Source organism: Niabella aquatica, from assembly GCF_054779315.1.
Genome location: NZ_BAAGYM010000006.1, coordinates 120207 through 144075, shown reverse-complemented (window position 1 = coordinate 144075; position 23869 = coordinate 120207). Strand labels below are relative to the sequence as shown.

Below are 23869 nucleotides of genomic sequence, written 5' to 3'. Positions count from 1 at the left end.
TATTGAAAAAAATATTTATATTTGAACAGGTGTTTTCAGGCCTTCTTAAAACTACATTAATTCCAAACTAAACCATGACCTGTTACAAAGAAATGAGGAAAGTCATATGCATTGCCATTGTAATGATATTATTTTTTTCAGCGAATTCTTTGTTATTAGCACAATCAGCAAAAAAATACCCGGTATTATTAATGCCTGACAGCAGGGAAAAAGTCGATTCCCTATTAATCACTGCAGAACACCTGCGCCAGGATCCTAACCGGCAGATTTTATATTCTGAAGCATTCAGGCTGGTTAAAGAGCTGAACTATAAAAAAGCGGAAGCCGCCGTTTACGATGCTTATGGGGTATACAAGAGAGATATGTCGCAGTATGACGAGGCAATTAATTATCATGATATTGCATTCGACCTGGCTTTACGAAGGGGCGATGTAAAAATGCAGATCAGAGCATGCAATAATCTCGGGGTAGCATACCGCCGGATAGATGATTATAATACGGCCATCGAATATTTGCATAAATCTTTAACCTTATCGGAAGGAATAGGAGATGATTATAATATAACTATTGCACTGAACAGCATCGGTAATATTTATCTTTCAATAGAAGACTATGCCGAGGCTATACGGCATTTTAAAAAATGTATTCCAATTGCTATTAAGGCAGGCAACAGCCGGGGTATAGCTATTAACCTGCAGAATATAGGCGATTGCTTCGAAAGGATGGATAAAACAGACTCTGCAAAAAAATATTATCAAAATGCGCTCGCTTATAATATAAGCAGGGGCGATGAAAAGGGTATTGCTATTTGCTATAACAGCCTGGGTAATATTTTTAAAAAACGGGGGCAGGTAGATAAAGGCCTGAACCTGCTCAAAAAGGCTCTTGCTATTAATACGAAACTCGAAGACCAGCTTTTTGTGGCAGTGAGCTATAACAATATAGGCGATGCGTATTTTCTGAAAAAAGATTATAAACTGGCTAAGCAATTTTTTGACACCAGCTTATTTATCGCTAAAAGTATAGGATCAATAGCTGAGGTTAAAAATGCGTACGAGGGGCTTACCAAAATTGCAGTAGCGGAAGAAGACTGGAAAAATGCATATGCTTATAATAATATTTTTAAAAGACTGTCGGACAGTATTTTTTTAAAAAGTAATATTACCCTAAGAAACCAGGAAAAAAAGTACAACGAGGATAAGATTGCATTACTTCAAACCAACGATCGAAATAAAAATATTATAGTTGCGGGAAGCCTTGTTCTTTTCTTATTACTACTGATATCGGGTGTCTTGTATTACTTAAGAAATCGCTTGCTGGAGCGCAACCGTTCTCTTCAACGGGAGCTGGAGATCAGATCGCAAATTGCCTCCGACCTCCATGATGATATGGGCTCATCTTTGAGCAGCATTCATATTTTCAGTGAACTGCTCCGGAAAAACGGGCACGATTCACACGATCTTTTATCAAAAATCGAAGCCAATGCCAAAGACACTCTTGAAGCGCTGGACGATATTATATGGCTGGTAAAGCCAAGTAATGATAAATTCAGTAATCTTAGTATGCACATCAGCGAGTTTTCTATCCCTCTATTCGAATCAAAAAATATCAGTTTTGAGATTGATTTTCCTGAATCAATTGCAGAAGTACCGTTGCCTATGGAAACCCGCAGGAATATTTTTCTCATTATTAAAGAGTCGGTAAATAACCTTGTAAAGTATGCTGAATGTACCAAGGCTTCTATTAAAGCCACTTATGATGAGCATACCCTGTGTTTTATCATTAAAGATAATGGTAAAGGATTTGACCCTGAAAAGCTTACCAACAGGAACGGCATTAAGAATTTAAAGGCAAGGGCCAAACAAATCAATGCTAACCTGCAAATTTATTCAGAGCCTGGTGAGGGCACCGAAATAATACTGGTAGTAAGGGATAAAGAGCTGACCGTGCTGCATGCCGTTTAAAATACCTAACCAATAATATCTATATCAGGATTTACTCTTTTCAGATGATCCAGGAACTCCTTTTGAAGGCTGGGTGAGATAATCACACAATCGTGCTCATTATATTCAATAACAAGCCGGTTTACAGAGAATCCGGGCCCGCTGAGCAGGTTCTTTCTTTTGCGGGTTACTTTCTTAATACTGTTAATTTTCAGGGATTCATTAAAAATAAAACCGCTTTTGATACTCAGGGTGTTTTCATAAATAACATAATAGGTATGGTTGAATATATAAATAATTACAGCGGATAGCGCAATAGCTACTGTGAATAAGGCAAGGCTTTTTTCTATTAAGGCAATAATGAGAACCACGGTCAGGGCTATTGCAAATAACAGTTTGATGATGAGACTGGCTTTTGTTTTATACACTATCATCATAGGGGCTTACATATTACCTCTAAGTTACATTAAAGTAATTGTTATAATGATAAGGTTATCCAGTATTTTTCAACAGGAAAAAATAGATACCATTGCAGATAGTATAACATTGCAACATCGTGTGCAATAGCTGCTATCCGGGAAAATTATCCATCCCTAACACCAAAAAGTTTCTCCTGCCTGTTCTGTATCCGCACCATGTAGTATTTCTCTTACATTGCTGATATAATGCCCGCCAAATAATACGGCATGTACCAGCAGGGGATAAAGCTGCGAATATGCAAGGCGTTGCTCCCAGCCGGTTTCCAGCGGGTATATATCCTGGTAACCCGCATAAAACTCCTGCGAAAATCCACCAAATAGCCGGGTCATGCCTATGTCCATTTCCCGGTGCCCGAAATAAACAGCCGGGTCAAAAATGCCGGTACACCCGTTTTTTGTGGTGAAGTAATTACCACTCCATAGATCTCCATGAAGCAGCGCAGGCTTTTCATCCGGAAAAACCGGATCCAGCGCAGCACAAAAGTTTTCTGCTGCTATTACGTCTTTTGCAGAAAATATTCTGGTATCAGCAAGTATTTTTACCAGTGGCAAGATCCTGTAATGGGCATAAAAATCAGTCCAGTTTTTGCAGGGGGTATTCACCTGGCGAAGGCTGCCGATATAATTATCCTCTTCCAGTCCGAAATAATCTGTTGTGGTCTGGTGCATTTGGGCTATACTTTTTCCAAACTCATATTGAGCACCCGTAATAGCCGGTCCTTTATCCAGCCATTCCAGCATCAGGTATTGTGTTGTTTGGCAAATGCCCCGTGCTATTACATGTGGTATCACCAAATCAGAATGTCGCTTTAGTAGCGCCAGGCCGTTTGCTTCCATTATAAACATGCCTGGAAAGCGATTGGCATTGTTTGTTTTCAGGAAATATCTCTTGTCACCGGTATAAATACACCAGGCATTATTGATGTCGCCGCCATGTACCTTTTCTACCCGTTGAACTATTATATCCAATTGATTAAAAATAGCTTCTAAGTTCATTGTTACCGTTTTTTACCGGACCCCACCCGCTGTTTACCGGTTTTTGTAATTATTTATGAAAATATGCGGAAGGTTCTTTTATTTTTAAAGGTTACCATACGCACAGATGTGTATTAAAAATAGCTTAGCAATAGCAAAATAGGTAATATATTTATGATTATATAAGGTGGAACAGGATGGAAAATGAAGGCATACATGGCTATTCTTTAAAATATAAGCTGGGCGACGGCGGAATGGCCGAGGTTTGGTATGCAGAAAATGATCTGCAAAAACCTGCTGCCATTAAAATTTTACTGAAAAAATGGTGTGATGAGCCGGAAATTGTTTCGCGCTTTCAAAACGAAGCGCAGCTTATGGTTCAGCTCGATCATCCTCATATAAGAAAGATCCTGGATTATGGAGAAATAGACGGAAGGCCTTGCATGGTTATGGAATACCTCGAAGGAATGGACCTTTCAAAACGCATGAAGAGCGGTGAAACATTTACCAGTGAACAGTTGATACAATGGTGGAACGATATGGTAGATGCGCTACAGTATACGCATGGCAAGCACATTATTCATCGCGATATAAAACCTTCTAATCTTTTTGTTACACAAAATGGAAATATAAAGCTGCTGGATTTTGGTGTAGCAAAGATCAGGGATAATATTACGGTTACTCAAACCGGTTCCCGCATGGGCACCTTAATGTATATGAGCCCCGAGCAGGTGTATGATGTAAAGAATCTTACTTATAAGACCGATATTTATTCGCTGGCTGTAACCTTTTATCACCTGATAACCGGTCATCTGCCTTATGACAGTTCTCGTATATCCGATTTTGAGATCCAGGAAAATATTGTCAGGAAAAATATAGATATTTCGGTATTGCCACAACCATGGCGTTACATGCTACCCGGGTATTTTCATAAGAATGCGGCGGAAAGAAAAGACCTGCATAAGATTGATAAGGAGCCGGATATAGCAGCAGAACCTATTTTGATCCATCCGCTTTCTGAAGCTGAAAAACCGGGAGCTACCCCCATACAAAAATCTCAGCGGCCTGAACCTCATTACCAAAGGCGAAAAAGCAGTCCTTCTTTTTTTACCCTGCTGCCTGTTGCCATCATACTGGGGCTTATTGCTTTAGTCCTTAATAAAGACAGGATAGCCCGGTATTTTGATAACCAGGAGGGAAAAAGTACGAAGCCAGCAGCAGCAAAAGTGGTAAAAAAGAAAACAACACAACCCATGGCTCAACCGGAAATTAAGGAAGATACTATGGTGCCGGATCCTGATACTGTTACCACTGACGGCGGCAACGGCAGCATTGACCAGGTGGTTATTGATGCAGATCTATCAAAAAAAGAAAGCAAAATAAAGAACTTAATCAATGACTATTATCGCAGCCGTAGTAATTGTGCTAATCTTTCAAGATTTTTTGGCAGTGTTGTCAAGCAATACTATAGTAAGTCCGATGTATCTTTAAGCAGCATTCAGAAAGAATGTGCTGATTATCATAGCAGGTGGAAGTTTATAGACGCGGATATAAAGGACAATTCGTACGTGTTTACACATCCGTCATCCCTTAATGATCGAACAGTGTATGTAGATTTTACGATGTTGTATTATATTAAACAAAAAGAAGAAGATCCCTGGATACCGTATAAGATAGACGTGTCGATGGTTATAGACGGTAACAATAAGATAGAGCGCATCGTGGAAAGGAGGATAGAGAAGTTGTAAGGAGGGAGTTGGAAAGTTGAAAGGTTTAAAAGTTGATAAGTGGTTTAAATCAATAAATATTAGATGTTAGGATGGACGTATAAAACTTTTTCGCAGTTTTCTTGTGGCTGTATCAAAAGTCAATTTGGTTATCATATTGAGCTTGACGAAATATTGACACCCAAATCGTTAGCCTTCGACAAGCTCAGGCTGACATACCTTTTGAGACAGCCTCGCGGGGGGTGAGGTTTTACTGCGAAAATGTTTGTGCCCAGTTAGTATTTAGACATTATGTCTATAATCTATCGTCTAATGTCTGTCATCTTTCTAAAATAAAAATTATTGAAGATGTTGAGTAAAATAAAAAAATGGCTTTTGGCTGATGAAGAGGATGAGGATAAAAAACTCACCAACCAGGCATTGGTCAACCAGGTAGTGGCATCGTTTAAAGAAACCGTTGAAAGGGAGTCTTTCAACAGGCGCATGATGTACGATTGCAGTTATCTTATACTGATGCGTCCCGACGATTATCACCATGCAGAGTTGCGCCTGGCGGGCATTACAGAAGGCATCCTTGATGAATTTTACGATTATATCAACGAAAAAAAGAGCCAGTACCCCCGGTATGATCCTATAGGCAGCTTCTGGGACTTTCAATATTGCCCGGCAGAAAGGGGCATCGATAATTCGGAGATAGAACCAGGTTCTGTACAGGTTATAAGCGCACCCACCTCTGAAAAATCATGGATAGAATTATCGGGCGAGCAAATTAAGGTTTCGGTGAGCAGTAAGCACTCCAGGTATTCAAAGTATGATCTGAATCCCAATACTTTTGCCAATATTGATATCTTATCTAAAGGACATTTCCGGGTCAGGTTCAATAAAGATCTTTTTGCCGGTGGGGCAGAGGCTTCCCGGACGGCAGCTGCCAATACATCAGTAACTCCAAAAAAAGATAAGCTGGCAACTATTCAGTTTGTAGTGAACAAGCAGCGTTACAGCTTCCCTATGCGCGAAAAACAACTGAAGATCACCCGGGCTGTAGAAGGCCTTACCAGCACAGCTACCTTGCTTTGTATTAATGAACCAACCGGCAGCCTTCAAAAGGAGCATGTAATGATAAAATATGAGGAAAGCGCCCGGTTGTTCTATGTCGCCTTATTTGCTGATGCTTTTGTAAACGAGCAGAAGCTGGAGCTCAGCAGGATGGGCGAAGCGCCCGTATGGCATCCGCTGAAAAGCGAATCAACTATTGTATGTGGCATTTTTCAACTGGATTTTAAAGCAGAAGTATAACGGGTCATGGCTTACAGATAATAGTTCATAGCTATTACTATCAATGAAGAACGATGAACCATCAACCATGAACTTAAAAAATGATTCAAGCACTTTTCATAGCATTTATATTATTGGTCTTTTATCTGCAAACAAAAACTAAGAAATGAGCAGGAATATAGTTTCTCATGTGCAAACGGATATTGGCCGCAGGCGCGATAACAATGAGGATAATTATGTATGGCTCTCCAACCTGTGGGCTAAACCCGGTATGGCTTTGATAGGCGCCATTGACGGGGTTGGAGGTTATGAAGGAGGTGAACAAGCCGCGGCTATTGCAAAAAGCACCATTGAAAATTATCTGCAGAATTTTAGTTTCGGTGCACCTTTGCAATTGCTGAAAGAAGCCATGATACAGGCTAACAATACCATTCATACCAGGCGGTCTGAGGCGGGTTTTGAAAGAATGAGTTGTGTGGCTTCTGTGGGTATATTGGATGCAGAAAAAGAGCTGCTGTATGTGGGTCATGTTGGAGATAGCCGGGGATATATTTACAGGAACGGGGAACTGATCAAATTTACTAAAGATCATTCTGCTGTCGGGTTTAAGGAAGACAGCGGCTACCTGACAGAAGAAGAAGCCATGCAGCATCCCAACAGGAACGAGATCAGCAAAATGCTGGGGGAATATATCATAGATGCGAATGACAGTGATAATTATTTCGATTTTTTTGAGCATAGTTTTTTACCCGGCGACATAGTTTTGTTCTGCAGTGACGGGTTAACAGATCTGGTAAACAGGACAGGTATTGCTGCCGTGCTTTCAAACGATATACCGCTGAGCGCAAAGGCACAGGCCTTAATTGATAAGGCCAATGAGTTAGGCGGCAAAGACAATATAACGGTGGCGCTGGCTACTTATCATGCAAAAGTTGCCGGCAAAAGAAAAACGTATAAAAATACGATTGAGGTTCCTGTTAACAACGAAGAAGAATTATTAACAATAATGGACAATAAGCCAGCACGTAAAAAAAAACAGTGGTTGTGGTTACTCCCGGTAGTGTTCCTGGCGGGGTACCTCGCAAACTGGGCGGGAACAAAAAAAATCTTCCTGCCAAAAAACGCAAACGTTGATACCGTTTATATAAGAGATACCATTGTTGTGCCAGACAGCCTGTTTAACAGGGATACATTAATACAGGCTACTGATACTATTTTTAACGACAGCACGCGTAACCGGAGCAATGCGGGATATTAATACAGGAATGAAGAAAAAGCAAAAAATAGAATTATACGCACGCAATACTGAAAGGCTGCTACTGGCATTTGTTACTGTGATCATAGCAGTAATGGTATTTTCCTTTTACTTTAATATTAAAGAAGCGCTTACCAAAGCCGGTGAAGGATATGCCAATGGGAATATGATTAACCTGTCTGCACCGCTAAATGCAGGTATTGTAAAAAATGCTTTCAAAAAGGGTGGATATTTTACGGATCAAGACTATATCAGCTTTATTGCCAACAACCTTAAAGTAAAAGTAGACCAGGAAAAGAAACTCCCTAATCTTGGCGCTTTAAACAAAAAACCTTTACTCCTTAAGGCAACTGATTTCCTGGAAACCGGAAGTGAGTCCGGCAAGCTCAGGTTCATTAATTCGCTGGCACATATCGGTTTAGACTCGGCCCTGTATGCCCGGGAAAAAAGAAATCCGCAGGCATATCCTCCAGAAGTGAAAGTAGGTGAATTGTCATCGGGTGTGGATTTGAGCGGATCAGTCAGTTTAAAGACAGAAGGTGAAGGCCCGGCTGATAAAAAGGGTATATTAATAAAACTAACGCGTATTTTTCCTGATGCTTATTTTGATACATTGCCTGGCGATAACAATACTGTTCAAACAGAGTTTTTTGCAAGAACTGATGAAGATGGTGATTATCAGTTTAAGGATCTTGACCCTGCAGGCAATTACAGTGTACTGCCTATCAAACCTGGCTACGAATTCGGCCCTTCAAAGGGAACCGCTGAAATAGGCAAAAGCCGTACTTATGATTTTACAGGTCAGCCACATCAGTTAAGGTTATTAGACAGGATAGAGTATCGGCAAATTAAGAACGATAAGATTTTTACAGTTAGAACGCCGGAAGAATTTAAAAAAGAGTTCTTCACCTCTGTGATTGTATTGGTGCTGGCATTTTGGGCATTACATATTGCCTTGTATCTGAAAAATTACCGGAGCGACCAGTTCATACTTCCCCTTATTATGTTTATTCTGGGTATAGGTGTAATGGTTTTATACAGTGTGCAAGACCCATTGCGCGATGAAGTATATGGGACCGGTATGGCAAAATATGCGGCCGCTATATTGCTGTTATTTTCGGTGCTCATCTTTGTGTTTCAGCAAAACCCCGTTAACCGGTTTTATCATTCAAAATGGTTTGATCCGGTCCATTATTTACAGGCTGCCGGAGGACACCTAAAAGCACCCCGGGGCTATACCTGGCTGCTGGCTTCTATTGCCTTAATGTTATTGCTGGCGCTTTTTGGTACCGGCCCGGAAGGCAGTGGTGTAAAAGTGAACCTGTTTGGTTTCCAGGTAAGTGAATTGTCTAAATACCTGATGGTGGTATTTTTCGCTGTTTATTTTACTGTTAATGCGGGATACTTCAGGAACATTCCCGACAACCGGTGGCTGACAAAGAAAAACCTTCAGATGTTTGCTTTGTTTATTTTTTTGCTGACTGTATATGCCTTGCTTGGCGACCTGGGTCCGGCTGTGGTACTTTGTTTGACTTTCCTGTTTTTCTATTCGTTTGCCAAAGATGAGTTTTTTGAAATGATCGTAGCAGCAGCGGTGTATGGCCTGCTGATCTTCTTAACGGCTAAGTTCATCAATGGTGCCGAAAGTAATTACCTGCCCTGGCTGGCAGTTGCAGCCTGCACCGGCACTTTCCTGTATGCTTTCTTTAAAAAGAAGCAGGAGTCGGTGTTCTTTATTACGCTGATCATTTCTTCATTTATATTGTTGGCAGCACTGCCTTTCAGCTTTACCCAGCGCCTTGCAGACAGGAACGGCATGTTTGCTGACATCTGGGAAAATAAGCTCGTTGGCGGCGACCAGGTAGCGCACGGGGTATGGTCGTTAAATTCCGGAGGATTTACCGGGCAGGGTTTAGGCAAAGGTTTTGCAGACGTGATGCCTGCGCATCATACGGATATGATACTCGAAACGATCGGCGAGGAGCTGGGCTTTCTGACTTTAATTACTCTCTTCTTTGCTTTCGGGTTATTGGTGTACAGGTGTATATTAGCTGCAAGGCGTACAGGCAAGCCTTTTATGTTTTACCTGATGTCAGGGATAGCTATCGCCACTATGCTCCAGCTGATGCTGATAACAGCCGGTACTTTAGGCCTGTTGCCGCTTACAGGCATATCCGTTCCTTTTTTAAGTAAAGGCAATGCGGGGATCATTGTTACGCTCGCTGCTTTTCTTTTGGTGTTGGTGATGTCCAACGAAAAGGGCGATGCACTTGAAATGGAATACGTAAAAAAGAATTTTGACAACGTGAACACGTATGCCATTCTCACGTTTTTCACTGTTGTTTTAATATTTACCGGAAGTCTTATCTGGTACCAGGTCAAAAGCAATGAATATATTACCAAACCTGCGCTGGTGCTGAATAAACGGGGCGAATGGCAGTACAGTTACAATCCGCGTATCGGGCTATTGCTTAAAGAGATCAAAGCGGGGAATATTTATGATAAGAACGGCATCCTGTTAGCGACTTCTGATAAAGCCGGCTTTCAAAAAAATAAAGGCAAGCTGACCGGCTATGGCGCTAATGTGGCGTTATATAACGAGCAGCTTTCACGTGATCAGGTCCGTTATTATCCTTTCGGCTCCGACCTGCTGTTCTGGCTGGGCGATTACAATAAAGAGATCGCGAGGGAAGAGAGCGCGGGCTATGCTGCCGAGTTCAGGCACTTTACATCGTTACGTGGTTTTGATGTTAGCTATACTACTACTGAAAAAACTACCGACCGCTACAAAGAAAATAAATTTTTACCGGAAACTACAAAAGATAACGAGCTGGCGCTTTACGATTACAGCGCGCTCGCCCCGTTTATAAAAGCCGGCAGGAACAGCGATCTTATAAATCAGCAAAACAGTAAGCAAAAAGATATATGGCTTTCGCTGGATATCGTATTGAACGAAAAGATCAATGCCCTTATCCAGAGCCGGGCTCCGTATAAAAATTTCCGCACTTCGGTGGTAGCTGTTAATGCTCAAACAGGAGATGTGCTGGCTTCAGCATCCAATCCTTCACCTTCCTATAAAGATCTGAAGCTGATCAGCAATATCGAGCCGGAAGATTATCGCAATATTTATAAGCAGATATTCAATGATAAGATAGTAGTGCCGCAGGATCTGGGCATTACCTATACTTCGCGTCCCGGTTCTACCGTTAAAATTATTGATGCGTATGCTGCAATCAATCAGTACGGGTTACAGGCCACAAGGTTCAGCTTTTTTGTTCATCCTGCAGAAGCGATACGTGCAGATGAGCCTTCCGGCGAAACCGTGGATATGCACAAAGCTATTGTACGTTCCAGTAATGTTTATTTTATCAAGCTGCTTAATGAAAAGAACCTGCAATCGTCGGTGTTTAACATGTATGATAAGCTGGGTATGAATCTCATCAACAGGGGCGGTTTCAATTTTAAACGACCTGCTGATTATAACAGTGAAAAATATTTTAAGGAATGGGCCGCATTTGCTCAGAAGGGTAAAGGCATTTATAATACAAAAAACAAGAACCTGGTCAATACAAGAAAAAGATTTAATTCTAATTATTCCAATATAGCCTGGGGGCAGGGAGAATTAATGGCCACTCCATTGCACCTGGCTAAAATGAGCGGCGCTATTGCTAATAAAGATTCTTTACAGCCTTCAAGATTTTTATATAAAGCCTGGAATCAACCATTGCGCAAAGAACCGGCAATAGCTATTTCGGGACATGTTGGGGCTTCGGGTATTATGGCAGGTTACATGAAAGAGCAATCGGCGAAAGTAAGTGTTGCAACGGGTTTGGAAGTATTTGGTAAAACGGGCAGCCCCGAACGGGATAAACTTATCAGAAAAAATGGAAAAACCGTTCGCAAACGTGTTACAGATGCCTGGTACACTTTTTATGTGCAATCGCCCAAAATAAGCGCACCTGTTGCTTTTACAATAAGAATTGAAGAGATCGGTAATTCGGAATCGGCCAAGCAATTGGCTATAGAAATGCTCAAGGAGCTGAAGGCCACAGGATATTTTTAACTTTGACAACGAACTATTAACCATCAACTATGCATTAAAAAATGAACTGGTTAAAACGAAAAATACAACAATTATCGGATAAGCTGAATGCGGATGAATCACCAGATTTGAAAAAGGAGCAGAATGCTGTGACCGGTTATACCACGGGATCAGCTCCTTTGAAGCAAGCGGCCCCGGATAATATCGAGGAACTAAAAGAAATAACTATTGGCGCCATTACCCGGGCTATAAAGATGCTGGGCTATGGTAATACTGTGGTATCTGGTTTAACTTTTCATTCGCGGTTTGCAGATAGCGCCGTGGAGAATGTAGGCTTGCAGGCTTTAATGAAAGATATCGATTTTGTAAAACAGATTAAGCGTACATTAAAATCAAAAGGTGTACGTTATAAAGATGATTTGAGGGTTGAAGTGCTCCATCAGTCGGAGCTGACTGATAAGGTAACGAAAATAACTGATGGTATAGGAGTGGAAGTATTGACACCCACCGAAATATCACGAAAAATAAGGGCCAGGCTTATTGCAACGGAAGGCATTACCTGGGAATCCGAATATATCCTGGAGCCTACCGGAAAACCTTATTTTATAGGCCGGTGTAAAGACCCTAAAATTGACCACGGTCCTAAAATACATAATGATATCGCTTTTGTGGGCATTGAAGAAAAGAATGAAGCGCTGTACCAGATCAATAATTATGTAAGCCGGTCTCACGCCTATATAGTTTTTGATAAGGAAACAGCCGCGTATAAGATATACCGTTCAAAGTTTTTGAACAATCCGGCCCATAAAATAAAAATATATAATACCGGCCTGGGCGATTTTACCGGCATCAGTCTTACACAGCCGGCGGTTCCTCATGTTTTAAGAAACGGGGATGCCATTTGTTTTAATGATAAGGTTGTGCTGGAGTTTTACGTGGTGAGTTGAGAATAAAAGTGTACGGATAAGTTTATTAAGAATAAAGTTCTTTGAAATGACAGGTTATGGAATCTCATAAAAGCATACTTGACAAATCATCAGTAAACACATGTCTGTCGCAGGCTGGTTTGTTGACGCTGATCCTGTTTTCAGCGTTTTGAGATGGCCTTGAAAAAATGGCGTTAAGGAAATAATCTTGTAGGCCGTTAAGAAGCCGCCACTGTCTGAGCCCGCGGAGTCTAAGTGATTATTAGAATCTACGGAGCGAGTTTGGCGGGTTTAGGTTTACAAGATTATTTTTAGCCGATTTTTTCACAGCCTTGTCCCGAAAGCTTTCGGGATTGCTCCACCTTTTTATCAAGAAAAAGGTGGATAGAATATGAATTATATATATGGTCATTAATTGATTGTGTAACTTGTCATTAATACCTTTTTGGCAAACAAAAAGCGTGGAAAAAATATTTGTCATTCAATAATGCCAGTTTACATACAACGATCATGGCATAAATATTATGAAAGAATTAGCATCAACATACGATATTTTAAAAGTCCTGGGACATGGCGGCTTTTCTGCTGTTTTTAAAGCACGCCGGAAAGCGGATGGAAATATTGTTGCCTTAAAACAGCTGGATCTTACCCTCGACAATGAGCATGATAAAGAGTACCGTGACTTTAAGGAAGAGGTGGACATGCTCAAGCAACTTGATCATCCCAATATTGTAAAGGTTTATGAGGAACATATTCTTGATCATAAACCGTCTCTGGAAATGGAATTTGTTGATGGAGAAACCCTGGAAACTATCTTAAGAAGAGATAAGTATTTTTCAATAGAGGATACGCTGGATCTTATTGAGCAGATCGCAGGTGCCCTGAACTATTGTCATCATTATTATATTCCGGATGCCGTTGCCCGGCATACAGATTCTGCATTGTTGAAAAGAAATGGAGTAATCCATAACGACATCAATCCCAAAAATATTATCCGAGCAAAAAAGGAAGATGGCAGCTATCGTTATGTACTGATAGACTTTGGCTTGTCTTTTTCCGATCCCGATACGGTTCGCCACAGTAAAAAGGAAGAGGGGATGGCAGAGTATAAATCGCCCGAAAAATGGAACGGTGCGATGGTAGATGCGCCCTCCGATATTTACAGCCTGGGCATTGTTATTTACGAGCTGCTTACAGGCTCTGTACCATTCCCTGTGAAGGATTACAAGACTACGGGCGAAATGATACAGTTAGAAGAAAAGCACAAGACGGCGTCTATACCTGATATGTGTGATAAGAGGGTGGAAGCCATAAAAGCCAGGAAGCCTGCTGATGATACGAACCCTGAAAATATAGAGTGCGATATTCCCGCATGGCTGGAGCTGATGGTAAAAAAATGCCTCGAAAAAGACCCGGCGAAGCGGTTTAAGACCGGGCGGGAGCTAAGCAGCTTTTATTATGAAGGCATTGAAGGAAAGATCGCCATTCCTGTATTGCAGGAGCAGCAGGTAATAGATATAGACCCGGTATCAGGTAATTCCAACATTACTTCGGGAGCTTATATTGAAGTAGTACCTAATTTTCTCACTACCACACAACATTTCTTTGTTAATAAAGAAATAACGACTATTGGCCGTTGGCACGATATGCCCGGCGCTCCTTTAGCCGATTTTGCAATAAGAACGGCTGACAAATTTATCTCCAAAAACCATTGCCAGATTACGCGGAAACAAACCGAAAACGGGCGTTATGTGTATCAGTTAGGCGATACCGGCTCCAGTAAGAACGGCACTTTTTATAACACCGATAAAAACACGCAACGCCTGGGCCAGTATATAAAAGTAAACCTGAAAGACGGGGATTATTTCTGGATAGGCAATACCAAGATCATTTTTCATGAATAACGTTTCCGCAAGAAAAGCAGGTTACTGCAATATTACTGTTCCTAACTGATCTGTTATTTCACGTTCCATATCTTTTAAGGATTTATGTATGAAATGCAGTTCGGGAAACTTCTCGTATCTTTTATCCAGCTCCATATCCTGTTGGTTTTGAAGCAACATGCGCTTTATTTTCTTTAATTTCAGATAGTGTATAGCAGATATAACAATATCTTTGGTGCGGTCTTCAGCACTTAGCTTAAAACTCTGGAGCTCATTTTCATTGCCATCGGCAACTGTCCTGATAAATTTCTGAAAATCCTGCCGGAACAAGGTATGCTGGTAGCCTTCGTTCTGGTCTTTTTTTGCCCAGTTCCTGCTTTCCTCGTAAGGATGATTGAGGAGTGAAATAGCAAATGTGCTCAACGCTTTATTTTCATTATAAACAAAGTACTTTTCACTGAAGTGTTCGGGCCGGCTCTGCAGGAGTTCTTTTATAGCATGTATAAGGCTGGCTACCTCTTTATCTTCAATATCCAGCTCATCAATCTCATTTAAAATATAATCCGCCACCAGGGTTTTGTCATCCCATTGCCTGTTACCATACTCCAGTAAGATCCTTGCCAGTTCACGTTCCTGCAGCTGATCCTTAAACAACATATCAAAAGTAGCATCGTCAAAGTTGGATGCTGCTGCTTCAGCAACTGCTGCTTTATCCGGGCCGCTGGCAATAGCTTTTTTTTCCTGGATGGTGATGCGGTCGCGTATGTATTTATTAACCAGTGCGTGCAGGCCGGCTTCGTCAATACCTAAGATCTGGGATGATTGTTTAATGTAGTCCTGCTGCTTCGTAAAGTCTTCCGCTTTATTAATACGTGAGATGGATTCAGCAATTTTATTAACCAGCTCTGATTTTTTTACGGGGTCGCTGCCGGCATCCTTCAACGACAGTTCCAGCTGGAAAAGGATGAAATCCTTTTTATGTTCCTGTACAAATGCTGTAAAAGCCGAAGCGCCGACTTTGTTAACATAGCTGTCAGGATCTTCATTATCTGGTATCAATACCAGTTTTACGTTCAGTCCCTCTTCCAGTGCCAGGTCAAGCCCGCGCAATGCCGCTTTTATACCAGCGCCATCACCATCATAAATAATGGTCAGGTTATTCGTGTACTTTTTTATGAGCCTTAGCTGGTCAACTGTTAAAGAGGTTCCGCCGGAAGCTACCACGTTTTCTATACCGGCCTGGTGCAGCGAAACAACATCAGTATAGCCTTCTACCAGCAAACATTCATTAGCTTTATCAATAGCAGTACGCGCAAAGTAGGATCCATATAGGATCCTGCTTTTTATATAAATTTCGTTTTCAGGAGTATTAATGTATTTGGGAGCACGATCATTAGCTTTTAAAATCCTGGCTCCAAACCCAATCACCTTGCCACTATTATTGTGAATAGGAAAAATAACGCGTCCGCGATAATTATCCTGCAGACTGCCATTACGTTCTGCGATCAGGCCGGTCTTTAAAAGCAGCTCTTTGTTATACTGATTTTTAACGGCTTCATCAGTAAAAGCGGTACGTGCCTCAGGCGAATACCCCAGTTTGAACTTTTCAATGATCGCCTCTCTAAATCCTCTCTCCTTAAAATAGCTCAGGCCAATATCACGGCCTTCCTCTGTTTTAAAGAGCTGGTCGGTAAAGAATTTTTCTGCAAAGCTGTTAATGATATACAGACTGTCCGCCGTCTGGAATTGTTCTTTCTGTTCCTGGCTTACAAAGGTCTCTTCTACTTCAATCCCATATTTATGGGCCAGCCATTTCAGCGCTTCTACGTAGCTGTATTTTTCATGCTCCATCACGAAGCTGATGGTATTACCGCTTTTGCCGCAGCCAAAGCATTTGTAAATTTCCTTGGATGGAGAAACTGTAAATGACGGTGTTTTTTCGTTATGAAAGGGGCAGTTGCCCAGGTAATTGGCGCCCCGTTTTTTCAGCTTTACAAACTCACCGATCACATCAATAATGTCGATGCGGGAAAGAATTTCCTGTATGGTTTGCTGCGAGATCACGCACCGAAATTAAGGAATTATTGAATCAGCTTCAGCAGGTTGTAGGTACGGATGCATAACATTTTTGAGGATGGGAGTAACGCACGGTGTATTATGAGGTTATCTTTGGTATACCCTCATACCCAAAATGTCTGTGGCGCAACACTATAGGAAAGACAGGTCATAAACAAACTGGAGCCGGTATCGGCCAATGAGTTCAGATATCAAATCCGGCATCTATAAAAACGCATGCTTCATTTCTTCCACCAGGTCTCCTGATATCATCGCGTCCATTCCATATTTTTCAGCTGCCCTGTCGCCTGCCAGGCCATGTATATAAACACCCATGATGGTTGCCTGCTCTGAGGTATAGCCCTGTGCCAGGAGTCCTGTGAGAATACCTGTAAGAATATCGCCGCTTCCGCCTTTTGCCATACCGGCATTGCCTGTAGTGTTAAAATAACCTTTGCCTGAAGGAGTAGCAATCAGCGTATAATGGCCTTTCAGCAATATAACCGCATTGAGCTCCCTGGCTTTTTGAAGCGCTATTTCGGTCTTTTCAAAGTCGTCCATAGTCTCATCGAACAGCCTGGTAAATTCTACCGGGTGTGGGGTAAGAATCGTGTTTTCAGGAAGAAGGGAAAACCAATCTCTGTTTACTGATAATATATTTAAGGCATCAGCATCCAATACCATCGGTTTTTTATAGTTCTGAAGCAGTCCGAACAGTAGGTTTGCCGTATCCTGTTCTTTCCCGATACCGGGTCCAATGCCTATGGCCGAATACATACCGAGGTCATAATCAATTTCTGAAACAATATCACCCGAATTGTCAATTTTGCACATCGCTTCGGGGGTGCTTGTCTGGATCGTGTCAATTCCTTTTTGCGGAACATGCGCAGTAACCAGCCCAACCCCACTGCGAAGACAAGCTCTGGTGCATAGAATGGCAGCGCCCATCTTACCAAAGCTGCCGGCTACAATAAGTGCATGTCCAAAGCTTCCTTTATGTGCAAATGCTCTCCTTGGCTTATAAAATGATTGTACAAGTGTTTTATCAATCAACTCAAACTTACTTTCAACTGTATCCAGATAACCGGGATGAAGGCCAATGTTTAAAATATGTACTTTCCCGAAATTTTCTTCATTTTCCGGGATGAGGAAAGCCTTCTTCAGGCACTGAAAAGTAAGTGTATCATCTGCTTTTATAGCAGTATAATTTTTGGAAGAGCTATCGCATAACAGGCCGCTTGGCATATCTATAGAAATAACCCTGTTAGGAAGACTGTTAATATAATTGACCAGCTTTTCACTAAGCCCATCCAGCGGCCGGTTCAGCCCTGTACCGAATATCGCATCAATAATTAAAGCATGCTCTGGTATATGAGGTAGCTCTGTATCGGGCTTCAGCCATGTAATCGGTACGGTAAAAATACTTTTCAACCGTTCTAAGTTGATGTTAAAGTCGTTGCTGTAAGTGCCGCCGTCATCTAATATAAGTGCCCTTACCTGAACGTCCAGTCTGCTTAACAGCCGTGCAATGGCCAGTCCATCCCCTCCATTGTTTCCATAACCGCAAAAAACAAAAAAAGTTTTTGCGTCTGTATTGCTTTCAAGCCAGTTAAAGCAGGCTTTAGAAGCTTTTTCCATCAGGTCAATAGACGATATGGGTTCCTTATGAATGGTATATTTATCCCATTCTTTCATTTGTGCAGCGCTGAGTAGTTTCATATCTTATTAAACTAAGGGATAAAGATAATATAAGTTGCCTAAAAAGATATGACAGAAATCATGATTAACGGATGACTTTTTTACGCAGCCTTTTTTCTTTTTGCGGGCTGCTTTTTTAGAGCAGGGGTCGTTTGTTTTTTTACAGGCTGCTTTGTATTTTTTTTAACCTCCTGTTTTGCCCTGGTTTTGGGAACAACAGGTTGAGTTGTGGATTTACGTACTATTTCCTTCTTAGAAGCGGGTTGTTTTTGTAGGGGGCGAACCACTTCCTTTTTCTTGGGCATTACTATCGGTTTCGGTGCAACAGGCAGGGCTGGAGCCGTTGCCACGGCATCTTCTTCAACGGCCATATCGTTCTGCATATAATCTCCAAAAACATTATAAGCCATTTTAGCGGTCTTGTAGATAGCTGCGTTATATTTATTACCTAAAATGATAATCACTGCTTTCTCATCAATGAGCCTTGCAAAAGCAGGAGTAAAGCCATGCCATTTGCCGTTATGATAAATAACATGCTTACCATTAGGCAGGTTTAATATACGCCATCCCAGACCATAATTGTGGATGGACGGACGTTCATTACTAAGCGGGTGGTAGGCGGAGTCAAGCAGTGACTGGCGGATAAATTGTTCGCTGTATAAAGCGGCATCCCACTTTAACAGATCTCGCGGAGTACTATAAATATTTTTGTCCCCGTAAGTATCGTCAAATATATCCTGCTCCCATAACGCTCCGGAAGGCTTGTAAGACATAATTACTCTTCCGGCATCTGTAGAATTGTACACAAAAGTATGTTTCATTCCCAGAGGGCCGAATATGGTTTGCTTCATATATTCTGGATATGATTTACCGGTTACTTTTTCTATGATCAGAGCCAGTAATACATAATTGGTATTACAATAGCTAAAGCGGCTACCTGTTCTGTAACTTAAATCAGGCTTATATTGTATGAGAAAATGAAGCACATCTTTGTTGCTCACCATTTTCCCGGCAGGCCACTTTTCTTTATCATCCATAAAATACAGGTAATTAGGTAACCCGCTGCGATGGGAAAGCAGATCTTTTACAGTAACACCTTCATAAGGAAATGCCGGGAAAAAAAGGGTTATATCATCGTTTAATCCTATTTTACCTTGTTGTACCAGTCTTAGTATAGCGACCCCTGTAAACGGCTTACTGGTAGATGCCAGGTGGAAGGATGAGCTATCAGTAATAGGAATTGCCTTTGATTTGGGGTCTGTAAAGCCTGCGTATTTTTCATAAAGAATATTACCTCCTTTTGCGACCAATACAGCCCCGTTAAAATTCGGATGGATCAGTTTGCTGTCAAAAAGTTCGGTCAGTTTATTATGATAAGCTGATAATTCAGTATTGCTTATTTTTTGCGGAGCAGGTAAACTGATAACAGACGAATCGGTTTTAAGAGCGGCAGGTTCAGATGAACCGGATTTACAACCCATAAAAAGCAAAACCAGACCAATAAGAGGAATAAATTTACTCAAGATTCAATACTTTTTAAGGTTGCAAATGTAAACGTATAGCCTTCTAAATAGGACTATGTTGACAAATATTTCAGGATTTTAACAGTATATGAACTGATCCGGTGAGCTATTTTGATCTCAGTATTTTTTTCGCCCTTGATTTAAAGGCTGGCGCTGCATTTGGTAACCTGCTTTCAATAATAATATCCAGCTCAGATTTTATCTCGGGGTATATTTTAGCCAGTTTAGCTAATATGCCCAGGGCAAATGCCTGTGAAGCGATGGCTTCATTTGGGTCTTCTATATACCTGAAGCAGGCATCCATTATAGCACCATGGTATAGCTCCGGTAATTCTTTTAGCTGATCGAAGGTCCTTAGAATGTTTCTTCTGACTGCAGTGGGCTTACCCGGTGCGCACATTTGAGCGAGCAACTTTGTATAGTGCTTATTTATTAAATGTGGATGTTTGGCTGCACAATAGCTTAACGGCCACGAGGCTCTCTGTATAATTGCCGCATTTTCTTCACTAAGAAAGATCTTTAGCAAACTATCAAAACGCTTTTGATGAGCACCCACCCAATTCACAATTTCATGAGCCTGCTGCTTTGTGTAAGGTTTTTGAAATACGGAAAGGAGATCCATAAAGTGGATAAACAAAGGTTGATTTAATAAAATATACATGATTTCAGGGAAGCACCAACAGCCATGAAAGTTTAGTTACCCTATTGGCCTCAAAATGGACCAAAATTTACCAGAGGTGTAACTTACGGTATCTAAGTATCATTAAAATACACTTTATGGCTACGGTATTATTCCCTGTTTATGTTGAGCGAGGCTGTAGCCCCGATGTTCATCAGCAAACTGTTGTTGCTTCAATTGCGGGTAAAGATATAATACCTGAGACAAAAACCCTCAATCAATCAGCCACATACGAAAATTATCCGGGTCTGTGGGTTTATAATGCACAATTTCGCCGCTTTTCAACAAATGCTGAAAAGACCGGAAGCCTCTATATATCTTACTAAATTATCTGGAGCATATTCAAATCCAGGATAGGCGCTCTTGGTTGCAACAATTTTCGTCATGGTTACAACAAGATTATCCATCACAATAATTGTATCCTACATCTTTTTGCCAATAAAAATTGTAAACTTTATAGCTTAAAGGAACGGGAATGGCTGCTTGACCTGGGCTCTTATAACTTTACACAACGGGCTGATGCCGGGAGCATATAGCCATCTTGCTGTGGTAAGTAGGCCGCGTTACAAGCTTGTTTTTACCAAACCGGTTATAAAACAATCTTTTTATTCAGTAACTGAAGAGGGAAAAGCCTGCTTTAAATTAATATACAAATGAAGTCAACTAAATATTACTGGTTAATGAGTATAAGCAGGAAATACAAATTACATACAGGTAGGTACCAGTATGAACAAAAGCGATACTGGATGTATAAAGTTTTTGGGCAGGAAGATCGCATGCCCGCCCGCTTTATACTACCTTACAGTATGAACCCGGTGAAGAAGGTAAGCCTGGTCAAAGCTTTTAAGCATCTGTTTTACACTATTATGATGCCGGTAATATTACTTGCCTCTTTTTCTCTTTCGCTCTTTGCACAATCTAACAGCGACAGTGCCTATGCGCAACCTTTAAAAGATGTATTAAAAGACATAGAAAAACATTATGGCGTAAAGGTCCGGGCCGATGAAAAGCTGGTAGCTGGTAAAATATTGAGGTATGCCAGGTGGAGATACAGAACTGATGTGGACGAAACGCTCCGGAATGTTTTAGCCCCATTTGATTTGAAAGTGAAGCCGGAAGGGGATAAAAAATATAAAGTAAGTGAGTTTGAATATTACCGCTGGCCTGTCGCGGAAGGTTGGGCCGAAATGGACCGCATCGCTGCGCAGTATAAAAATCTTAACGAATGGGAGGAAAGAAAAAAGCTGCTCAGACCCTGTTTAATGGAAGCTTTGCATTTGGCACGGCTACCTGCCTATCCCATAGCTCCACCCATTATCACCCCCAGGCGAACATATAATGGCTATACGGTAGAAAATATTGCTATTGAGATTTTAAGAGGTGTTTGGGTAAATGGTTCTGTTTACCGCCCTGCAAAGTTTAAAGGCAGGATCCCGGTTATCTTGAATCCTGACGGGCACTGGGCCGATCACCGCTTTCGCGCCGACTGCCAGTTGCGCAGTGCTGCATTTGCCAAAATGGGTGCCATCACCATCAGCTACGATCTGTTTGGCTGGGGCGAATCAAGTTTGCAGTTTAAATACGAAGATCACCGGAAAAGCCTTTCACAAACCATACAAACCCTGGGCGCTATCCGGATACTGGATTACCTGCTCAGTCTTAAAGAAGCTGATCCCGGCCGAGTTGGTATAACAGGTGGTTCCGGCGGAGGCAGCCATACTGTTTTAATGGCAGCGCTTGATGATCGTATTAAAGTCTCTGCACCGGTAGTTTCTGTATCTTCTTATATGTATGGAGGCTGCCCCTGCGAAAGCGGAATGCCTATCCATTTTTGTGTTGGTGGAACCAACAATGTAGAACTGGCTGCAATGGCAGCGCCTCATCCGCAATTATTGGTATCGGATGGGGGCGACTGGACAGATAAAATGCCGGAGCACGATTTTCCTTACCTGCAAAAAATATATAGCTGGTATGGAAAAAAAGACAATGTGGAGAATGTGCATCTTCCTGAAGAGAAACATGATTTCGGTATTAATAAAAGAACAGCCGTATACCGCTTCATGGCCCGGTATCTTGGTTTAAATATAGCTGCTATTACTGACAAAGCCGGCAACATAGATGAATCTGGCATTACCATCGAAAAAATGAGCGATATGTATGTATTTGGTGAAGACGGCAGGCTTTTACCGGCTCACGCAGTGAAAGGTTTTGAAAACCTGGAAGAAGTATTTGCCCGAGCCATTAAATAATGCACTTCGTCATATAGGCTCCTGTTTTAAATCATAAAATATTTAGTTCACCCTGCTTAGTTTCGCAGCGCGAAGCAAGAAAAATGTATAGATCGGATATGAAGAGAGAAATGAGAAGAATAGTCCTGGTTTTCATTGCAGTTGCATTATTTACGTTACCTGCATTGGCTCAGAAAGACAGGTATAAGATTGGCCTTATAGACCTGATGTTGTTAAAGCGGCAGAAACTGGGCGCCATTACAGTGGCAAAAGAGCTGGATGCAGATGGGATCGAAATAGATATGGGAGGCCTGGGCAATCGCCCCACTTTTGATAATAAGCTCTTAACAGATTCGGTGAGAGCACAGTTCTTAAAAACTGCAGCAGAGAATAATATAGAGATCTTCTGTCTGGCTATGACAGGATATTATGCACAGTCCTTTTGTGGCAGGAAGGCCTATGTGCAGTCCATTGAAGATTGCATCAGCACCATGCAGCTGATGCATGTAAAAACAGCTTTTCTTCCACTGGGCGTTCAGTGCGATCTTAAAAAAAATCCATCGGTGAGGGATTCCGTTGTGGCACGCCTGAAAGTTGCCGGTAGCATGGCCGAAAAAGCAGGCGTAACCATAGCTGTAGAAACGGCGCTAACGGCAAAGGAAGAGGTACAGCTGTTAAAAGAGATCAACTCCCCGGCGGTAAAAATTTATTTTAATTTTTCTGCACCACTGAAAGAGGGCAGGAATCTGTACAAAGAATTAAGGGTGCTGGGCAGAAAACGTATTGCAATGATCCATGCTACCAATAAGGATAGTGTATGGTTGCAGAACGATCCGCAGATTGATCTGCACAAAGTAAAAAGAACATTAGACAAGATGAAGTGGCGCGGATGGCTTGTAGTAGAGCGCAGCAGGGATGCAACACAGCCAAGAAACGTAAAATATAATTATGGGGCCAACGTGGCTTATTTAAAAAAGATTTTTCAGCCGGAACAGCAGAACGTACCAAGATAGCAGGCTATCTGATAGATTCAGGTATATACAACGCCTTTTACACGGGGATGTTCCAGGAAAGTCAGTAAGCATACAGTCACCGGATCCATAAAAAACATATGATGGGCTTCATACGGAGGGTGTATTAATTAATGGTACTTTTTGGAAAAAACACCCTTCGGCAAGCTC

At 41.5% G+C, this 23869-nt stretch carries 16 protein-coding genes; 10 read left to right on the top strand and 6 right to left on the bottom strand.

What is annotated here, in order from left to right; translation table 11 throughout:
• Nucleotides 1-191 precede the first annotated feature (191 nt).
• Entirely contained in the window at nucleotides 192-1964 is a 1773-nt protein-coding gene (locus ACYVBM_RS06420; RefSeq protein ID WP_460684806.1) for an ATP-binding protein, read from the top strand.
• Nucleotides 1965-1969: 5 nt separating this feature from the next.
• Here the strand turns inward: ACYVBM_RS06420 and ACYVBM_RS06415 are convergent, their stop codons facing one another.
• Complete coding sequence (locus tag ACYVBM_RS06415) at nucleotides 1970-2380, bottom strand: PH domain-containing protein (RefSeq protein WP_460684805.1); 411 nt, start codon at nucleotides 2378-2380, stop codon at nucleotides 1970-1972.
• A 156-nt stretch (nucleotides 2381-2536) separates the two neighbouring features.
• Nucleotides 2537-3418: a fructosamine kinase family protein gene (locus ACYVBM_RS06410; RefSeq protein WP_460684804.1), complete on the bottom strand. Its 882-nt coding sequence runs from the start codon at nucleotides 3416-3418 to the stop codon at nucleotides 2537-2539.
• 176 nt (nucleotides 3419-3594) lie between these two features.
• Between ACYVBM_RS06410 and ACYVBM_RS06405 the strand changes: the two genes are divergently transcribed.
• The 6 genes from ACYVBM_RS06405 (at nucleotide 3595) to ACYVBM_RS06380 (ending at nucleotide 14526) form a co-directional block, all read left to right on the top strand.
• Complete coding sequence (locus ACYVBM_RS06405) at nucleotides 3595-5145, top strand: serine/threonine protein kinase (protein WP_460684803.1); 1551 nt, start codon at nucleotides 3595-3597, stop codon at nucleotides 5143-5145.
• Between the two features lie 327 nt (nucleotides 5146-5472).
• Nucleotides 5473-6420, top strand: coding sequence for a hypothetical protein (locus ACYVBM_RS06400; RefSeq protein ID WP_460684802.1), 948 nt, complete (start codon nucleotides 5473-5475; stop codon nucleotides 6418-6420).
• 145 nt (nucleotides 6421-6565) lie between these two features.
• Nucleotides 6566-7657, top strand: a complete 1092-nt coding sequence (locus tag ACYVBM_RS06395) for a PP2C family protein-serine/threonine phosphatase (RefSeq protein WP_460684801.1) — start codon at nucleotides 6566-6568, stop codon at nucleotides 7655-7657.
• Between the two features lie 7 nt (nucleotides 7658-7664).
• Nucleotides 7665-11717: an FtsW/RodA/SpoVE family cell cycle protein gene (locus ACYVBM_RS06390; RefSeq protein WP_460684800.1), complete on the top strand. Its 4053-nt coding sequence runs from the start codon at nucleotides 7665-7667 to the stop codon at nucleotides 11715-11717.
• Nucleotides 11718-11758: 41 nt separating this feature from the next.
• Nucleotides 11759-12643, top strand: coding sequence for a hypothetical protein (locus tag ACYVBM_RS06385; protein WP_460684799.1), 885 nt, complete (start codon nucleotides 11759-11761; stop codon nucleotides 12641-12643).
• Nucleotides 12644-13146: 503 nt separating this feature from the next.
• The gene (locus ACYVBM_RS06380) at nucleotides 13147-14526 is read left to right on the top strand and encodes a protein kinase domain-containing protein (protein WP_460684798.1); all 1380 of its coding nucleotides are present in this window, start codon (nucleotides 13147-13149) and stop codon (nucleotides 14524-14526) included.
• Nucleotides 14527-14547: 21 nt separating this feature from the next.
• Here the strand turns inward: ACYVBM_RS06380 and dnaG are convergent, their stop codons facing one another.
• From dnaG to ACYVBM_RS06360, 4 genes are all read right to left on the bottom strand, one after another.
• Entirely contained in the window at nucleotides 14548-16569 is a 2022-nt protein-coding gene (gene dnaG, locus ACYVBM_RS06375; RefSeq protein WP_460684797.1) for a DNA primase, read from the bottom strand.
• A gap of 216 nt (nucleotides 16570-16785) precedes the next feature.
• Nucleotides 16786-18279 (bottom strand): NAD(P)H-hydrate dehydratase, encoded by a 1494-nt coding sequence (locus ACYVBM_RS06370; protein WP_460684796.1) that lies wholly within the window; start codon nucleotides 18277-18279, stop codon nucleotides 16786-16788.
• 80 nt (nucleotides 18280-18359) lie between these two features.
• Nucleotides 18360-19781 (bottom strand): serine hydrolase domain-containing protein, encoded by a 1422-nt coding sequence (locus tag ACYVBM_RS06365; protein WP_460684795.1) that lies wholly within the window; start codon nucleotides 19779-19781, stop codon nucleotides 18360-18362.
• 106 nt (nucleotides 19782-19887) lie between these two features.
• Complete coding sequence (locus tag ACYVBM_RS06360; RefSeq protein WP_460684794.1) at nucleotides 19888-20403, bottom strand: hypothetical protein; 516 nt, start codon at nucleotides 20401-20403, stop codon at nucleotides 19888-19890.
• Nucleotides 20404-20558: 155 nt separating this feature from the next.
• Between ACYVBM_RS06360 and ACYVBM_RS06355 the strand changes: the two genes are divergently transcribed.
• From ACYVBM_RS06355 to ACYVBM_RS06345, 3 genes are all read left to right on the top strand, one after another.
• Nucleotides 20559-20786: a hypothetical protein gene (locus ACYVBM_RS06355; protein WP_460684793.1), complete on the top strand. Its 228-nt coding sequence runs from the start codon at nucleotides 20559-20561 to the stop codon at nucleotides 20784-20786.
• Between the two features lie 327 nt (nucleotides 20787-21113).
• Nucleotides 21114-22709 (top strand): alpha/beta hydrolase family protein, encoded by a 1596-nt coding sequence (locus ACYVBM_RS06350; RefSeq protein ID WP_460684792.1) that lies wholly within the window; start codon nucleotides 21114-21116, stop codon nucleotides 22707-22709.
• A gap of 98 nt (nucleotides 22710-22807) precedes the next feature.
• Nucleotides 22808-23701 carry a sugar phosphate isomerase/epimerase family protein gene (locus tag ACYVBM_RS06345; RefSeq protein ID WP_460684791.1) on the top strand — a complete coding sequence of 298 codons (894 nt, stop codon included), beginning with the start codon at nucleotides 22808-22810 and terminating at the stop codon, nucleotides 23699-23701.
• Nucleotides 23702-23869 lie beyond the last annotated feature (168 nt).

Bases quoted from the DNA above. Each gene is read 5' to 3' on its own strand.
- ACYVBM_RS06420 (WP_460684806.1), top strand. From the start codon at position 192: ATGCCTGACAGCAGGGAAAAAGTCGATTCCCTATTAATCACTGCAGAA.
- ACYVBM_RS06415 (WP_460684805.1), bottom strand. From the start codon at position 2,380: ATGATGATAGTGTATAAAACAAAAGCCAGTCTCATCATCAAACTGTTA.
- ACYVBM_RS06410 (WP_460684804.1), bottom strand. From the start codon at position 3,418: ATGAACTTAGAAGCTATTTTTAATCAATTGGATATAATAGTTCAACGG.
- ACYVBM_RS06405 (WP_460684803.1), top strand. From the start codon at position 3,595: ATGGAAAATGAAGGCATACATGGCTATTCTTTAAAATATAAGCTGGGC.
- ACYVBM_RS06400 (WP_460684802.1), top strand. From the start codon at position 5,473: ATGTTGAGTAAAATAAAAAAATGGCTTTTGGCTGATGAAGAGGATGAG.
- ACYVBM_RS06395 (WP_460684801.1), top strand. From the start codon at position 6,566: ATGAGCAGGAATATAGTTTCTCATGTGCAAACGGATATTGGCCGCAGG.
- ACYVBM_RS06390 (WP_460684800.1), top strand. From the start codon at position 7,665: ATGAAGAAAAAGCAAAAAATAGAATTATACGCACGCAATACTGAAAGG.
- ACYVBM_RS06385 (WP_460684799.1), top strand. From the start codon at position 11,759: ATGAACTGGTTAAAACGAAAAATACAACAATTATCGGATAAGCTGAAT.
- ACYVBM_RS06380 (WP_460684798.1), top strand. From the start codon at position 13,147: ATGAAAGAATTAGCATCAACATACGATATTTTAAAAGTCCTGGGACAT.
- ACYVBM_RS06370 (WP_460684796.1), bottom strand. From the start codon at position 18,279: ATGAAACTACTCAGCGCTGCACAAATGAAAGAATGGGATAAATATACC.
- ACYVBM_RS06360 (WP_460684794.1), bottom strand. From the start codon at position 20,403: ATGGATCTCCTTTCCGTATTTCAAAAACCTTACACAAAGCAGCAGGCT.
- ACYVBM_RS06355 (WP_460684793.1), top strand. From the start codon at position 20,559: ATGGCTACGGTATTATTCCCTGTTTATGTTGAGCGAGGCTGTAGCCCC.
- ACYVBM_RS06350 (WP_460684792.1), top strand. From the start codon at position 21,114: ATGAAGTCAACTAAATATTACTGGTTAATGAGTATAAGCAGGAAATAC.
- ACYVBM_RS06345 (WP_460684791.1), top strand. From the start codon at position 22,808: ATGAAGAGAGAAATGAGAAGAATAGTCCTGGTTTTCATTGCAGTTGCA.